This is a genomic window from Methylobacterium sp. E-045, from assembly GCF_022829685.1.
Lineage (GTDB): Bacteria > Pseudomonadota > Alphaproteobacteria > Rhizobiales > Beijerinckiaceae > Methylobacterium.
This window is the reverse complement of record NZ_JAKSYE010000064.1, coordinates 23,125-38,994: the sequence shown is the minus strand read 5'-3', so window position 1 is coordinate 38,994 and position 15,870 is coordinate 23,125. Positions and strand designations below refer to the sequence as shown.

The 15,870-nt window shown below is 67.1% G+C and carries 14 protein-coding genes; 5 read left to right on the top strand and 9 right to left on the bottom strand.

Annotated elements, in window-relative coordinates; translation table 11 throughout:
- The first annotated feature begins 31 nt into the window (after window positions 1-31).
- The 3 genes from MKK51_RS08830 to MKK51_RS08820 all read left to right on the top strand — a co-directional run bounded on the left by MKK51_RS08830 (window position 32) and on the right by MKK51_RS08820 (window position 4,382).
- Complete coding sequence (locus tag MKK51_RS08830; protein ID WP_243976779.1) at window positions 32-2,857, top strand: EAL domain-containing protein; 2,826 nt, start codon at window positions 32-34, stop codon at window positions 2,855-2,857.
- Window positions 2,858-2,971: 114 nt separating this feature from the next.
- Window positions 2,972-3,349: a hypothetical protein gene (locus tag MKK51_RS08825; RefSeq protein WP_243976443.1), complete on the top strand. Its 378-nt coding sequence runs from the start codon at window positions 2,972-2,974 to the stop codon at window positions 3,347-3,349.
- Window positions 3,350-3,425: 76 nt separating this feature from the next.
- Window positions 3,426-4,382 (top strand): ferredoxin--NAD(+) reductase, encoded by a 957-nt coding sequence (locus tag MKK51_RS08820; protein WP_243976441.1) that lies wholly within the window; start codon window positions 3,426-3,428, stop codon window positions 4,380-4,382.
- Between the two features lie 114 nt (window positions 4,383-4,496).
- Here MKK51_RS08820 and MKK51_RS08815 read toward each other — a convergent pair whose 3' ends face one another.
- The 3 genes from MKK51_RS08815 to MKK51_RS08805 form a co-directional block, all read right to left on the bottom strand.
- On the bottom strand, window positions 4,497-5,207 hold the full coding sequence (locus MKK51_RS08815; protein ID WP_243976438.1) for an RlmE family RNA methyltransferase: 711 nt from the start codon (window positions 5,205-5,207) through the stop codon (window positions 4,497-4,499).
- Window positions 5,204-6,310: a Ppx/GppA phosphatase family protein gene (locus MKK51_RS08810; protein ID WP_243976436.1), complete on the bottom strand. Its 1,107-nt coding sequence runs from the start codon at window positions 6,308-6,310 to the stop codon at window positions 5,204-5,206. The genes MKK51_RS08815 and MKK51_RS08810 overlap by 4 nt, the downstream gene beginning before the upstream one ends.
- Before the next feature lie 110 nt (window positions 6,311-6,420).
- Window positions 6,421-6,891 (bottom strand): response regulator, encoded by a 471-nt coding sequence (locus MKK51_RS08805; RefSeq protein WP_243976433.1) that lies wholly within the window; start codon window positions 6,889-6,891, stop codon window positions 6,421-6,423.
- A 392-nt stretch (window positions 6,892-7,283) separates the two neighbouring features.
- Here MKK51_RS08805 and MKK51_RS08800 point away from each other — a divergent pair, with 392 nt between their 5' ends.
- Together MKK51_RS08800 and MKK51_RS08795 are read left to right on the top strand one after the other, a co-directional pair.
- On the top strand, window positions 7,284-8,039 hold the full coding sequence (locus MKK51_RS08800; RefSeq protein ID WP_243976432.1) for a cold-shock protein: 756 nt from the start codon (window positions 7,284-7,286) through the stop codon (window positions 8,037-8,039).
- A gap of 174 nt (window positions 8,040-8,213) precedes the next feature.
- Window positions 8,214-8,480 carry a hypothetical protein gene (locus MKK51_RS08795; RefSeq protein WP_243976430.1) on the top strand — a complete coding sequence of 89 codons (267 nt, stop codon included), beginning with the start codon at window positions 8,214-8,216 and terminating at the stop codon, window positions 8,478-8,480.
- Here the strand turns inward: MKK51_RS08795 and lpxB are convergent.
- The 6 genes from lpxB to bamA form a co-directional block, all read right to left on the bottom strand.
- Window positions 8,458-9,648, bottom strand: coding sequence for a lipid-A-disaccharide synthase (gene lpxB / locus MKK51_RS08790; RefSeq protein ID WP_243976428.1), 1,191 nt, complete (start codon window positions 9,646-9,648; stop codon window positions 8,458-8,460). The genes MKK51_RS08795 and lpxB overlap by 23 nt on opposite strands.
- On the bottom strand, window positions 9,645-10,529 hold the full coding sequence (locus tag MKK51_RS08785; RefSeq protein WP_243976426.1) for an LpxI family protein: 885 nt from the start codon (window positions 10,527-10,529) through the stop codon (window positions 9,645-9,647). Before MKK51_RS08785 ends, lpxB begins: the two co-directional genes overlap by 4 nt.
- Window positions 10,526-11,338: an acyl-ACP--UDP-N-acetylglucosamine O-acyltransferase gene (lpxA, locus tag MKK51_RS08780; RefSeq protein WP_409565652.1), complete on the bottom strand. Its 813-nt coding sequence runs from the start codon at window positions 11,336-11,338 to the stop codon at window positions 10,526-10,528. Before lpxA ends, MKK51_RS08785 begins: the two co-directional genes overlap by 4 nt.
- Window positions 11,335-11,790, bottom strand: coding sequence for a 3-hydroxyacyl-ACP dehydratase FabZ (gene fabZ, locus MKK51_RS08775; protein ID WP_409565651.1), 456 nt, complete (start codon window positions 11,788-11,790; stop codon window positions 11,335-11,337). Before fabZ ends, lpxA begins: the two co-directional genes overlap by 4 nt.
- Before the next feature lie 160 nt (window positions 11,791-11,950).
- Window positions 11,951-13,015: a UDP-3-O-(3-hydroxymyristoyl)glucosamine N-acyltransferase gene (gene lpxD / locus MKK51_RS08770; RefSeq protein WP_243976420.1), complete on the bottom strand. Its 1,065-nt coding sequence runs from the start codon at window positions 13,013-13,015 to the stop codon at window positions 11,951-11,953.
- 48 nt (window positions 13,016-13,063) lie between these two features.
- Window positions 13,064-15,622: an outer membrane protein assembly factor BamA gene (bamA, locus tag MKK51_RS08765; protein ID WP_243976419.1), complete on the bottom strand. Its 2,559-nt coding sequence runs from the start codon at window positions 15,620-15,622 to the stop codon at window positions 13,064-13,066.
- Between the last annotated feature and the right edge of the window lie 248 nt (window positions 15,623-15,870).

Below are 15,870 nucleotides of genomic sequence, written 5' to 3'. Positions count from 1 at the left end.
CTTTGTTTCGCTCCTGATCGGCCTCCTGGGAATGGGGACGCCGGCTTCGGCGGTGGAAGCCGTGCGCGTGACCCTCGACGCTCCGGCGATCGACCTGACACCGATGATCGAGCGGTACCGCTCGGACGGTGACCTGATCCAGATCTCCACCGCTCCGGGCAAGGACGGCATCGTCCGCCGCATCGTGGTGAAGGCCCGCGACAGCGGCGCGCGGCCCGACTGGATGGTGTTCGCGCTCACCAACGACACGGACGAACAGATCGACCGGGTCCTCGTGGCGCCCCATTTCCGTCTCGTCGGCTCGGGCGTGATCTGGCCGGACCTCGGCGGCTCGCGCATCGCGGCGATCACGGCGAGCCAGGGCATCAGGCCCGAGCGCGACGAGAACCCGGAAGCCGACCAGTTCGTGATCACCCTCGATCCCGGCGCCACCGTAACCTTTGTCGCCGAGCTCAACGGGCCCAACGTGCCGCAGGTCTATCTCTGGGACCAGGAAGCCTACCGTAAGAAATCCACCGGCCTGACGCTCTACAAGGGCATCATCATCGGCATCGCCGGCCTTCTCGCCCTGTTCCTCACGATCATCTTCGTGGTGAAGGGCGCGATCATCTTTCCGGCGGCCGCCGCCCTCGCCTGGGCGGTGCTCGCCTATGCCTGCATCGATTTCGGGTTCCTGCAGCGGGTCTTTCCCGTCACCGAAGTGGCCGAGCGGGTCTACCGGGCCTCCGCCGAGGCGGTGCTGGGAGCGACGCTCCTCGTCTTCCTGTTCGCCTATCTCAACCTGAGCCGCTGGCACGTGCGCTACGGCCATGTGGCGTTCTTCTGGCTCGCGTTCCTCGCCGGCCTCGTGGGGCTGGCGGTGTTCGATCCGCCGGTGGCGGCGGGCGTCGCCCGCATCTCGATCGCCGCGGTCGCCGGCGTCGGCCTGCTGCTGATCGTCTATCTCGCCATCCACAACGGCTACGACCGGGCCATCCTGCTCGTGCCGACCTGGTTCCTCCTCCTCGTCTGGGTCGTGGCCGCGGGCTTCGCCATCACCGGCCAGATCGGCAGCGACCTCGTCCAGCCGGCGCTCATCGGGGGTCTCGTCCTCATCGTCATGCTCATCGGTTTCACGGTGATGCAGCACGCCTTCACCGGGGGCGGGATGACCCATTCCCTGGTCTCGGACACCGAACGGCGCGCCCTCGCCCTGACGGGCGCCGGCGACGTGGTGTTCGATTGGGACGTACCGGCGGACCGGGTGTTCGCCGGTCAGGAGATCGAGAGCCAGCTCGGCCTGAAGCGCGGCACGCTCGAAGGGCCGGCCTCGAACTGGCTCGGTCTCGTCCACCCCTTCGACGTGGACCGTTATTCCGCTGCCCTGGACACGGTGATCGAGGAGCGGCGCGGCCGCATCGTCCACGATTTCCGCCTGCGCTCCACCGAAGGCCTCTATGTCTGGTACCGGCTGAAGGCCCGGCCGGTGATCGGGCCGGATGGCGAGGTCATCCGCATCGTCGGCACCATCTCGGACGTCACCGAGGTGAAGACCGCCGAGGAGCGCCTGCTCTACGACGCGATCCACGACAGCCTCACCGGCCTGCCCAACCGCGAATTGTTCAACGACCGCCTCGACGCCGCCCTCGCTTTCGCCAGCCAGGACGCACGCCTGAAGCCGACGACGATCCTCCTCGACGTGGACCGGTTCAAGGCGATCAACGACGCCATCGGCCTCTCGGCGGGCGATTCGATCCTGCTCACCCTGTCGCGCCGTCTCGGGCGGCTCCTGCGCCCGCAGGATTCCCTGGCCCGCATCGCCGGCGACGAGTTCGGGCTGATCCTGCTCTCGGAGCGCGAGCCCGACCGCATCATCGCCTTCACGGACATGATCCGCCGGGCCATCGCCACGCCCATCACCTACGCCGACCGCGAAATCTTCCTCACCGTCTCCATCGGCATCGTCCTGCACGAGGCCGGTGCCGCCCTGAAGCGCGAGGACGTGTTCAAGAACGCCGAGATCGCGATGATCCAGGCCAAGCGCAACGGCGGGGACCGTACCGAGGTGTTCCGTGCCTCCATGCGCAACGAACGCAGCGACCGGCTGATGCTCGAGGCCGACCTGCGCCGCGCCCTGGACCGAAACGAGATGAAGGTGCTGTTCCAGCCCGTCGTCCGCCTCGAGGACCGCACGGTGGCGGGGTTCGAGACGGTTCTGCGCTGGGACCACCCCAAGCTCGGCCGCATTCCCTATTCCACCTTCATGCCCATTGCCGAGGAAAGCGGATTCGTCGTCAATCTCGGCATCTTCGCCCTGGAGCGCACGGCCCTCGAACTCGCCGCCTGGCAGCGCTCCCTCGACGTCGATCCGCCCATCTTCGCCTGCGTGAACGTGTCCTCGCGGCAGATCCTCCGACACGACCTCCTTCACGACGTGAAGACGATCCTGGCCCGGTCGGGGGTGCTTCCCGGTTCGCTCAAGCTCGAGCTCGGCGAAGGGCTGGTGATGGAGAACCCGGAATACGCGGCCCAGATGCTGAGCCGCATCCACGATCTCGGGGCAGGCCTCTCCCTGGACGATTTCGGCACCGGCTATTCGGCCCTGTCGTATCTCCAGCGGTTCCCGTTCGACACGATCAAGATCGACCCGACCTTCGTACGCCAGATGGCGGCCGGGCACTCGGTGATGCTGCGCTCCATCGTCAAGATGGCCCAGGAACTCGGCCTCGCGATCATCGCCGACGGGGCCGAGAACGAAACCGACGCGCAGGCCCTGGCCGAGTTCGGGTGCGAATACGCGCAAGGGACCGCCTTCGGCGATCCGATGTCGATGCTCCAGGCCCGGCAATTGGTCGGCGCGGCACCGGAAGCGGCCTGATCGCCAAACCGCGACGGTTGAATTAAACCTCCCTTAACCATGATCGCGCATCGTCATGGTCGAGATGGATCGAACGGCGCGGCATGACATGCCGTTCGTCAGGAGGCGGGCGTGATGGCCGAAGCGGCATTGCGATTGGGCGACGATTTCGGCCTCGGCGAGGATTTCGGCTCGGATATCGTGAAGCGCCTGATGGCGCGGCCGATCCGCACCGGCCCCACCCGGAAGCGCGTTGACATCGGTCCGGCGGCGTTGCCGCCCGAACCGCCGGTGGAGGCGGTCGAGGAGATCGCCGCGGACACGGATCTGGCGCGCCTGCGCTCCGAGATCCTGGTGATGAAGGCGGTGTTGCGGGCCGAGCGGGAAGAGAACGCCGGCATCCGCGCCAGCGTCGAGCGCCTCGCCGGGCCTGAGCCGCTCTCGCCGGAAGCCTGCGCGGTGCGCGACCGCTGGGCCGCCCTCGTGGACAAGCTCCTCGACGGACCTCGTTGAGGTTTCCGCCATCGGCCGGCGCACGTCACCCGACGCCGGCTTCCTTTCGCCTTCTCTCAACTTTCGAGGCTCGACCATGAGCGCGCGCTGCTCGCTTGTCGTCAACGGCAAGGCCGTGCGGGTCTCGACCGGCGATACGCCGCTCGAAGCCGCCCTTGCCGACGGCGTCATCGCCCCCACCACGGGCCTGCACGGATCCCATCTCCTCGGCCAGGGTGCCAGCCCGTCCTCGCGTCGTGCCCAGGCCCGCCTGCACCGTGCGGAGCCCGTCAAGCTCTCCACGCCCCGCGCCTCCAAGGCGGCCGAGAGCCTCGTCTTCGCCGAGGTGAAGCCGGCCGCCCAGGCACGCCGGGTCGGCACGGTCACCGAGATCGTTCCCCTCGGGGCCCATGTGGTCGAAGTCGTCGTCACGATCACGCGCCGTCTCGACATCGAACCCGGCCATCAGGTCACCGCCACGTTCGAGGGGTTCGACCCGATCGACGTGAGCCCGACCCTGCGCCTCGACGGCACGACGGAGCTCAACGAACTCGTCTTCCACCTCCGCCTCGGACATGCCTGCGACGCGGTGGCCCATGCTCTCGGCGAGGAGATCCTTCTCGGACATCCGGTCAAGATCAAGGGTCCGGTCGGTCGCGGCTACTATCGCCCCGGCGGCGGCCGCCTGCTGCTCGTCGGCCGCGAGACCGGTTTCGCGCCGATCTGGGCGATCGCCCGGGCGGCGCGCTACATCGAGCCACAGCGCGAGATCGTGGTGGTGATCGGGGCCAGCGACCCCCTCGACCTCTACATGCGTCCGTCGCTCGACTGGCTCAGGGCCACGGGCGTCTCGCGGATTACCCTCGTCGCCGACAGGACGAGACAGCGCCCGCCGGATGTCCGGCCGGGCCCCCTCACCGCGCATCTCACCGGCCTCAAGACCACCGACGTCGTGCATGTGGCCGGCGACGCCTCCACGGTGGGCGCCGTCGAAGTCCTGGCGGCGGGTGCCGGGGCGCGATGCTACCCGATCCTGATCCCGCCGGGCCTTTGACCCCACCGGTTCACATTGAGGGACGCCAACCGCGACCCACGGTCAGAATCATGGCAAGCGGCGAACGGCTGCCGCGGTACGATCACCCATGAGAAAACGCATCGCCGTCCGGGATCAGACGTCGTCCTCGGCGGTCTCGGCAGCGCCGCGAAACCCGGTGGCCAGCACGTAGAGTTCGCTCGAATCGGCGCGGCTCGCCGAAGGCTTCACGTGGCGCACCAGGGTGAAGTCCCGTTTCAGGTCGGCGAGCAGGGTCCCCTCCGTCCCGCCCTGGAAGACCTTGGCGAGATAGGTTCCCCCCGGCGCCAGCACCTCGCGGGCGAATTCGGCGGCGGTCTCGGCAAGGCCGATGATGCGCAGGTGGTCCGTCTGCTTATGGCCGGTCGTGTTGGCCGCCATGTCGGACATCACGATATCGGCCTGCCCGCCGAGAAGATCGATCAGCCGTTTCGGGGCGTCGGGATCGAGGAAGTCGAGGGTGATGAACTCGACGCCGACCATCGGCTCGATTTCCAGGAGATCGATGCCGACGATCCTGCCGCTCGGCCCGACGATCTTGGCGGCGACCTGGGACCAGCCGCCGGGCGCCGCGCCCAGATCGATGATCTTCTGGTTGGGCTTCAGGATCTTGAAGCGCTCGTCGATCTCGAGGAGCTTGAAGGCCGCGCGGGAGCGGTATCCCTCGCGCTTGGCCCGCGCCACGTAGGGATCGTTGAGCTGTCGTTCGAGCCAGCGCTTCTGCGAGGCGGTGCGGCCGCGCCCCGTCTTGACTCGCTGCTTGAGATCGCCCCGCAACCCGCCGCCCGCACCACGCCTGTCGGTCAACGGTAGCCTCCGCGGCGCCAGACGCCGTCTTCGCGCATCATGTTCATCAAAAGACCTTCGCGCAGCCCCCGGTCGGCGATGCGTAGCCGTTCGGAGGGGAATGCCCGGCGGATCGCTTCCAGGATGGCGCAACCCGCGAGCACGAGATCGGCCCGATCCCGTCCGATGCAGGGATTGTCTGCCCTCTGGTCGAGGCGCGTGTCGAGCAGATCGTCGATGGCATCGCTCACTTCGCCGTCGCTCATCCACAACCCGTCGACACGGCGGCGCTCGTAGCGCGCCAGTCGCAGGTGCATGGCGGCGAGGGTCGTCACGGTTCCCGACGTGCCGAGAAGGTGGAAATGCCGGGCATTGGCCGCCGGCGCGGCGCGAATCGCGAAGCGCGACAGCAGGTCGGCCACCTCCTCGACCATGCCCTCGAAGGTCAGGCGGGTGACATCGGCAGCTCCGTGCCGCTCGGCCAGGGTGACCACGCCGACGGGAAGCGAATCCCAGGCACGGATCCGCAGGGTCGGGTCCGCCGAAGGGTTGGTGGCCGCCCCGTCGAGCCAGGCGATCTCGGTGGAGCCGCCGCCGATATCGAAGATGACCACCGATTCCGAGTAGGGGTCGGCCAGGGCCGCGCAGCCGGTGACGGCGAGGTAGGCCTCGGTCTGCCGGTCGACGATCTCGAGATCGAGCCCCACCTCGTCGCGCACGCGCGTCACGAAATCCGCCCCGTTGACGGCGAGCCGGCACGCTTCCGTGGCGATGATCTTGGCACGCGCGACACCGCGCGACTCCATCTTGGCGCGGCAGACGCGCAGAGCCTCCAGCGTGCGCTCCACGGCGGCGTCGCTGAGACGGTCGGACGTGCCCAGCCCCTCGCCGAGGCGGACGATGCGGGAGAAGGCATCGACCACGCGAAAGCCGTGGGACGCGGGTTCCGCGATCAGCAAGCGGCAATTGTTCGTGCCGAGGTCGAGGGCGGCGTAGGTGTTGCGCCGTCCGGGACGGTAGCCCACCACGGACGGCGGACCCGCATTCGGCACAGCGGGAGCGCTCGGTGAAGACGGGCCTGCCATGGGGCGGGCCGGCATCATGGCGGCGCTCTCTTCCCTCATCGGCCTAGCCGGCATCCTCGATCGTGGCCCGACCGGGATAGATCGGCCATCATGCGATAAGAAGCCTACAGGCCTTGGGCGTCAGTGCAAAGCCTCGATCCGTGATCCCGTCAGAGAGCTTTGCCGGCTGCCGTCGTTCTTGGGACCGGACGCAGGAGGCTCTTCACCTGGGAGAACGGCCGCGGCCGGTTGATGACTTCGTCCAGGCGCGACCACAGGGTCTTGGGCGAGAACGGCTTGGCGATGATCTCGTTGACCCCGAGGGAGATGGCGCGGTCGACGACGTTGCGGCGAGGCTGCGCCAGCATCAGGATGATCGGAACGGTGGGCGACGGCGAAGTGGTGGGGGTGCGGGCGAGGCGGATGAACTCCTCGCCGGACAGGATGGCCAGGTCCCAGTCGATGATGGTGATGTCCGGCTTGCTCTCGGCCAGCACGCCCAGCGCCTCGGCACCGTCCGGCGCTTCGAGGACGCGTTTGATCCCCACGCGCATCAGCATGTCGCGAACGATTCGGCGGATATAGAGGCTCTCGTCCACGACGAGGGCCGAAAGGTCCGGGAATGACGGGGTTGCGATCATCGGCCAGGGGTTCCGGGCTACCGGCTTTCGCAGGCGCCTGCGCGCATCCTAGCGGCCATCGATGTGCATTCTCCTAACGCGACCGAGAAAAATTCGAACCGCGAAGTCGTTCATCCGCATGGCGTTTGCGCATCCTGTACGCAATGGCCCTCGACAGGGACGACAGGCGCGAAGCGCAACGGAGCTAACAATCTGTCGCAGGAAATCGGCGGAACCTTGCAGAGTCCGGCGAGAAGCACCTTGCGAGAGAGCCAAGATTCAGTCAGGACTAAGGCGTTATTCTTGGTCACCGCTGCTGAGAGTGATGATAGTGTGGTGAAGCGCCCGTCTGGGACGGCGCGCACCCGGTATTCAAAGACAGATGGACGGCGGACGGTTTTTGCGAGCTTTCGATGGGACGTGGTCGTGATTTCAGGGGGCCGCAGAAGCGCGGCTTCGATGAGGGTGGTGCCGAGCCTCGCTGGCCGGATCAGGCACCCCCGAGCGGTGGCTTCGGCGGTGGATATGGCGGTGGCGGCGGCGGTTTCGATCGTGGTCCGTCCCGTGCAGCAGCCGCTCCCTCTGGACCGGAGCGTGACGCGACGGTCAAGTGGTTCAACAAGGAGAAGGGCTTCGGCTTCGTCGAACTGGCTGACGGTTCCGGCGACGCGTTCCTTCACATCCGCGCCGTCGAGGCTGCGGGCCATGCCGACCTGCTTCCCGGCACGCGCCTGACCGTCCACACCGCGCAGGGCCAGAAGGGGCCGCAGGTCACGGACGTGACCAGCGTCGACACGTCCACGGCCGAGGCCGAGGCCCCGCGTCGTGCACCCGCACCGCGCGCCGGTGGTTTCGGTGGCGGTGATCGCTTCAGCGGCGGTGGCGGCAGCTACGGCGGCGGCAACGATCGCTTCGGCGGTGGTGGCGGCGGCGGCGGTCGTTTCGCCAGCGGTCCGTCGGTCGAAATGAGCGGCACCGTGAAGTGGTACGATCCGGCCAAGGGCTTCGGCTTCGTCTCCGTCAATGACGGCGGCAAGGACGTGTTCGTCCATCGCTCGGCCCTGTCGCGCGCTGGACTCGAGTCCCTCGCCGAAGGTCAGCAGGTCACCCTCAGCGTGATCGACGGCCAGAAGGGCCGCGAGGCCCAGAGCATCAACGCCGATTACTGATCGGTGTGAGAACGTTACCGGGGAGACGGCGGTTACGCGGTCTTCTCGACTGAGAGACGAATCGACGGCGGCCTTCGGGTCGCCGTTTTTCGTATCCAGCATCGTCGGGGAGACCGGATGGCGGTCTCCGAACGAACCGATCCGAAGGAACGATCTCAGGTGCCGGAAGCAGCGATGCGTGCCGTCTTCGTGACGATGATCCTGTGCTCGCCGATGGCTTTCGCCGGGCCAGCGAAGGCCGAGGATTTCACCGGCTTCTATGCCGGCGTGAATGCCGGCTACGCTTTCGGACGTGACGAGGCCGCGCGAACACCGGACGTGCCGTCCCCGTCCTCGATACGCGGAGCGGACGACCGGGCCCTCCCGCCAAGCGCGCTCCAGGCTTCGGAGGTCATGCGGGGCGCGAGAACGAGGGGCGCTACGTCGACGACGGTCCGCTGACCGCCGGGCGGGCCGCCAACAGCACGATTCTCGCCGCCTTGCGGCTCGGCTCGTCATCGCCCGAGAGGCGCATCGAGCCGTCGATGCGTTGAAGCGAACGCACCTGCGCGTCGCGCGCCGCGCCTCCCCTGAGGAGCGGAAGCAGGGCCTCGCCAAGGCGCCCGGGGGTACATTCGGCCTGGATGAACTCGGGCATGGCATTCTCGCCGAGGATCAGGTTCGGCAGCACGATGGTCGGCACCTGGATCAGGCGCCGCGCCACCGCCTCCTCGAGACGGGAGACCTTGTAGGCGACGACCATGGGCACGCCGGCCAATGCCAGTTCGAGGGTGACCGTGCCCGAGGCCGCCAGGGCTGCGCGGGACCGCCGGAAGGCCGCGTATTTCGCCGCCTCGCCATGCACGATCGTCACCGGACGAGACCAGGAGAGGGCCAATCGCTCGATCATGGCCCGATGACGGGTGACCGCCGGGAGAACGGCATGGATGGGTCCGTGGCGCTGCACGAGCAGATCGAGGGTGGCACCGAAGACCGGCATCAGACGTTCGATCTCGGAACGGCGCGAGCCCGGCAGGATCACCAGGGTCGGGGGCGTCCCCTCCCGCGCCGCCGCCTCCGCGGAATCCGGGCGCAGCTCGGCCAGGCGCTCGATCAGCGGATGTCCGACATAGGTGCAGTCCGGTCCGCCGAGCCGGCGATGCGCGTCCGGTTCGAAGGGGAGGAGCGCCAGGACGTGGTCGATGAACGGCCGCATTTTCGCCGCGCGCCAGGGCCGCCATGCCCAGACGCTGGGGGAGACATAATCGACGATGGGCAGGCCGGGCAGGCGCTTGCGCACCCGCGAGGCGACCGCATGGGTGAAACCGGGACTGTCGATGATGACCAGGACGTCGGGGCGCGATTCGACGATGTCGCGCACGGTCTGGCGGATGCGACGCAGGAGGGTGCGCAGGCGTGCCGCCACGGGCAGGTAACCCATCACCGCCACGTCATCGAGGGGAAACAGGGAGACGAAGCCCTGCGCCACCATGGCTTCGCCGCCGACGCCCCCGAACGTCACCTGCCCACCGGAGAGGTCCGACAGCGCCCGCATCAGCTTGGCGCCGAGCTGATCGCCCGAATCCTCGCCTGCGACGAGCCAGATGCGTCTGGACGGATGGATGGTCATGCCTCGATCCGCAAACCGATGAGAAACAGGCCCGCACGGTCGGCCTCGGCCACCGTCGCGTCCCTGTCGATGATGAGGGTGTAGCCCGCCTGGATGGCGATGCCGGCGCAGCCCGCCGCCGCCGCGGCCCTGACCGTCCGCGGACCGATGGCCGGCAGGTCGACCCGCAGATCCTGGCCGGTCTTGGCGAGTTTCACCAGCACGGTACCGGGCTGGGCCGCCCCCAGCCCGAAGGGCTTGCGCCCGAGGGCACGCGCACGGGCGAGCATCCGGTCCGTTCCTTCCGGCCCCTCCACCGCGAGCGCGCGCTGTGCCGCGACGACGATCGCCTGGCCGACATCGTAGGCGGCCAGCGCCGCGAGGATGCCGCACCCCGTGGTGATGGAGGCCCGCGCCGCGAGATCTGGCGCGAGGCGGCCGAGTTGCCCCTCCGGGCTCAGCAGATCCGGCGCGACATCGTGGATGCCGACGACGCGGTGGCCGTTATCCTCCAGCAGGACGAGAGCACCCCGCAGCAGCCGGTCGTCCCCTCCCCCCGAAATGGCCTTCAGCGCGTCGCGATTCCGCAAGGCCGCCGCCGCGTTGAGGATGGCGGCGGGGTTAGGGCGCGAGACTCCGCCCACGGGTATGACGCAGGCCGGCCCCCAGGCCTCCAGGATCTTCAACGCCCCGGCGATGTCGAGGAGATCGACGGTGGCGTCGGCGCGTGCGCGCATCGGGCGCTCGGCAAAGCCACGGATGGCGAGGACCCGGAATGAGCGGCCCGACCGGTCGAGGGATTCGGCCACGAGTTCGGGGAGCCGCCCTGCCCCGGCCACCAGAACCAGACGCTCCTCCGGACGCGGATCGACGAGGGACACCGGCTGGGGAGACGCGGTCAAGCCGAGCCCGGATTCTCGCGCGGGGTGCAGATCGAGCGCTTGCCGCCCTCGCGGATGAAGGCGATGATCTCGGCCACGGCACGATGCGACTCGAATTCCGCAGCCACGTCCTCCACCCGCTCCATCAGCGTGCCCTCCTGGGCAAAGAGGAGGCGATAAGCCCGGCGCAGGGCATGGATGTCCTCGCGGGCGAAACCCCGGCGCTGCAGGCCGATGATGTTGAGGCCCGAGAGATAGGCGCGGTTGCCCAGGGCCATGCCGTAGGGAATGCAGTCGTTCTCGAGCCCGGAGAGGCCGCCGACGAAGGCATGGGCCCCGACACGGGCGAACTGGATCACCGCCGCGCCACCGCCGAGGATCGCATAATCGCCGACGCTGCAATGGCCGGCGAGCATGACGTTGTTGGAGAAGACGACCCCGTCGCCCACCCGGCAATCGTGCCCCACATGGGAATTGGCGAGGAAGGTGCACGTATTGCCGACGACCGTCTCGAGCCCGCCACCGGCCGTGCCGGGATTCATCGTGACGCCTTCTCGAATCAGACAATCGGCTCCGATGGTCAGCGTCGACGCCTCGCCGCGAAACTTCAGATCCTGCGGCGGATGGCCGATGGAGGCGAAGGGATAGAGTTTGGTGCGGGGACCGATCCCGGTGCGCCCGGCGATGACGACATGGCTGATGAGTTCGCAGCCCTCGCCCAGGACGACCTCCGGCCCGACATGGCAGAAGGGACCGATCCGCACGCCCGCGCCGATCGTGGCCCCGTCCTCGATGACGGAACTCGGATGGATCTCGGCCACGGCGCTCACTCCGTCACCAGCATGGCACCGATCTCGGCCTCGGCCACGAGGGTGTCGCCGACACGCGCCTCGCCCCGGAACCACCACATGGTCCGGCGCTGGTTCATCTTCGTCATGTGGTAGCGCACCGTATCGCCGGGGACGACGGGCTTGCGGAACTTGCACTTGTCGATGGTCATGAAGAAGACCTGCTTGGCGCGCACGTCATCGGTCTTGATGTGCTGGCAGCAGATGGCGCCCGCGGTCTGGGCCATGCCCTCGATCAACAGGACGCCCGGGAACACCGGCAGGCCCGGGAAATGCCCGGTGAATTGCGGCTCGTTGAACGAGACGTTCTTGATCCCGATGCAGGAACGGTCCCCGTCAATCTCGATGATGCGGTCGATCATCAGAAACGGGTAGCGATGGGGCAGAAGTTCCAGGATCTTCTGGATGTCGGCCGAGCCCAGATCTTTCGGCATGTCACTCATCGATCGAACAATCCCATGGCGACCCGGCGCCCCTGACGCCTCGCCTCAACCCTTGGAAGAAAACCGAACGTCGTCATCGGCATAAACGCCGACGGATGCAAGTCTCGGAGAAGGATGTCGCCGGTCATCCAGGGCCGGGACCGGCTCCGGCTCAGTCCTTAGCGGGGTCAGTCCCGTCCTGGCCAGATTTCTCCGCGAGGCGGGCGAGCGCGGTGAGTTCGCGGAACCAGGTGCGCACGGGCTTGGCCGGCGTGCCGCCCCAGCGGCTTCCCGGCGGGACATCGCGGTTGACGTTCGAGGATCCGGCGATCTGCGAGCCCATGCCGATCCGCAGATGCCCGACCACGCCGACCTGACCGCCGAGGACCACATAATCTTCCAGCGTGGTCGAGCCGGAAATGCCGACGCCCGAGACGATGATGCAGTGGCGGCCGATGACCACGTTATGGGCGATCTGGACGAGGTTATCGATCTTGGTCCCCTCGCCGATCATGGTATCGCGGCCCGCTCCGCGATCGATCGTGGTGTTGGCACCGATCTCGACATCGTCCTGCACGATGACGCGCCCGGTCTGGGGCACCTTGAGATGTCCGCCCGGCCCCATGGCGAAGCCGAACCCGTCCTGGCCGAGGCGCGCGCCGGGATGAAGGATCACGCGGTTGCCGACGAGGGCATAGGCCAAAGTCGATCCCGCTCCGATGGAGCAGTCGCGCCCGATACGGACATGGGGGCCGATGACGGCGTTCGGGCCGATGACCGTGCCCGAGCCGATCTCGGCACCGGGACCGATCACGGCGCCGGGATCGACGATCACGCCGTCTTCGAGACGCGCCTTCGGATGGACATGGGCTCCCGGCGACACGCCCTCGGTGGCGAACTGCGATCGAGGCCGCATGGCCTCCGGATGGAAGCGGGCCAGGAGACCGGCATAGACCCGGTAGGGGTCGCGTGTGACGAGGGCCACCGTGGTGGAGGGGACCTTCGCCGCGAAGCGCGGCGAGACGAGACAGGCCAGCGCCTTGGTCTGGGCCAGGACGTCGCCGTAGCGGGCATTGTCCATATAGGCGAGGTCGCCGGGGCCCGCATTCTCGAGGGGGGACGCCCCGCCGACCAACGCATGGGGGTCCGCGCCTTGGGGAAGCGAAATGCCGGCAGCCCCGGCGATGTCGCCGAGGCTGAGGGCCGTGTTGGATGCGAAGAAGATGGGATCAGACATGATGCGACAACGCACGGGCTTCGCGAAAGGAAGCCCGTGCGTCTTGGCTCAGAAGCGCGAACCGCCGGAGAAGCGGAAGGCCTGGAGCTGATCCTTGCCGACGCGGCCGAAGGCGGTCATCACGCCATTGTCCTTGGAAAGGGCGTAAGCATAATCGAAGCGGATCGGACCAAGCGGGGAGTTCCAAAGGATAGACGCACCGACCGAAGACCGGATCGTCATCTTGTCTCGAACGTTCAAGCACTCCGGCTCGACGGTGATCGTGTTAGAACTGAAGTTACATCCCGATCCGGGTGCGAATCCGTTAATTGCCTTATCTTTGTTCACGTCGAACTGGGTCTCGCTGCTGTACCCAAACAGAGTACCAGCATCAGCGAACACAGCGCCCTTCAGACCAAGATCCCGCGGGATGCCGTAGATCGGGAACTGAACTTCGAGGGTACCGCCGAAGTAGGTGGTGCCGCCGACAGCATTCGAGCGCGAGTCAGCACTACCAATGTCACGCGGGCCGATGCCGTTGGGAGCAAAGCCGCGAACCAGCGACGGACCAAGGAAGTACTGATCGGTGATGCGCAGCTTCTCGTCGGTGAGGGCCGAGATATGCCCCCCCTGGAAACGCACGAAACCAACAACGTCCTCGTAGAATTCCTTGTAGTATCGCATGTCGCCGGACACACGGAAGAACTTGGAATCGCCGCCAAGGCCGGCAACTTCAGGCTTCAGTTCGGCATAGAGACCGTTACGAGGCTGAGCGAGGTTGTCCAGAGTCGAGTAGGCCAGCGTCACACCCGCGAGCGAAGTCAGCGTGTTGCCGACGGAACCCTTGAGCGCGATCGAAGCCTCGCCGTCGAAAGCGCAGGTTGGGTACAGAGCCTGCTGGCCAGGCAGCCCCGTCGCAAGGATCGGGTTCGTAGCCGTAGAACCTTGAATCTGGGTATAGCCCGGGATCGGGTTCGAGCAGTCGTTATACGGCCGCTTCGTGCTGTTCGGAATCTGCAACTCGGTGTTGTAGAGCGAGTAGCGCAGGGTGACGCCGAACTCTTCCGTGATCGGCAGGCCGACGCGGAGCTGACCGCCATAAACCGTGGTCTCGTAGCGCGAGTAGCGGGTCAGGTCGCTGTACTTGTAGAAGGCATCGAAGCCGGCGGCGAGACGGTAGCCGAGGAAGTACGGCTCGGTGAACGAGAAGTCGACGCCGCGGGAGTACTGGCCGCCGGTGCCGGCGACGCGGACATACTGGCCGCGGCCGAGGAAGTTCGACTCGGAGACCGAGACTTCGCCGATGATGCCGTCCTGGGTGGAGTAGCCGCCCGCCACCGAGAACGAACCCGTGGGCTGATCCTCGACATCGATGTTGATGACCACGCGGTCGGCCGACGAGCCCGGCTCGTTGGAGAAGCGGACCTTCTTGAAGAAGCCGAGACCGTTCAGGCGACGCTCGGCGCGATCGGTCAGGACGCGGTTATAGGCATCGCCCTCGGTGATATCGAGCTCGCGGCGGATGACGTAGTCGCGGGTGCGGGTGTTGCCGCGGATGTTGATGCGCTCGACATAGACGCGGGGGCCGTCCTCGACGACGAAGCCGAGGGCCACGGTGTGGGTCGCACGGTCACGCTGGCCGGTCGGGCGGACCTGGGCGAAGGGGAAGCCCTGGCGGGCGACCTGATTGGTCACGCCGGAGAGGGTCTTCTCGACGTCCTCGGCATTGTAGACGTCGCCCACGGAAGCGCGGACCTCACCGTCGAGGATCTGGGTGTCGACACCCGGCAGGCGCGAATCGATGGCCACCGCGCCGACGGTGTATTGCTGACCCTCGTCCACGGTCACGGTGATGACCCAGCCGGCGTCGCCCTCGCCTTCGACGTAGCGCGCATCGGCATTCACCACCCGGAAGTCGGCATAGCCGTTCTTCAGGTAATAGCGGCGCACGAGGTCGAGATCGTTGGTGATCCGGTCGGGATCGTAGACGTCCGAGGTCTTGATGAACGACAGGAAGTTCATCTCCGACGAGCTCATCAGCTCGCGCAGCTTGCTGTCGGAATACGCGCTGTTGCCGACGAAGTTGATCGCCTTGATGCCGGTCTTGTCGCCTTCCTCGATCACGTAGATCAGGTCGATACGGCCGTTGGGCAGATCGACGGTGCGGAAGCTGACCTTGGCCGTGCCGCGACCGGCGCGGCGGTAGATCTCGCGGATGCGCTGAAGATCGGCCTGGACGATGCCCTCGCTGAAGCCGCCGCGGGCCTTGGCCTCGACCTCGGCTTCGAGCGTCCCCTTCTCGACCTTCTTGTTCCCCTCGAAAACGACCCGGTTGATGAGGTTGTTCTCGCGGACCGTCACCACGGTCCCGGCGCCGCTGCGCGAGACCTTGACGTCGGAGAACATGCCGCTCGCCAGCAGATTGCGGCGGGCCTCTTCGGGAGATCCCGAGGCCGTACCGGTCACGTAGGACCGGATCGTGTCGGCATCGACGCGCTTGTTACCCTGGACGACGATCTGCTGCGCCTGAGCCGTGCCGCCCAGAACCAGCCCTGCGGCCGCGGCAGCGACTAGGACGATGGTCCGTTCGGCCGACTTACGCCGGCGCTTCCCCGTCATCGACATCATGTAATCGCCCGTCTCTATTTATTAACAGTCCGGGTTTGCACCCGCAGACAGGCGGTCGTTATCCGACCGTCCCGTCACCTGGTCCCAAGCTCAGCTTCTACCGAGTTTCCCGAGCGAAGCAAACGCTCGGACCTGGGCTGTAGGGGGGATTTTGGGGAGACGTGGCCTTCCGGTCACTTAACGGTTCCCGTTCATCGCTCGATAAGGTGAATCAATCATCAATTTGCAGCCAAAAGCCCGCCCGGAGA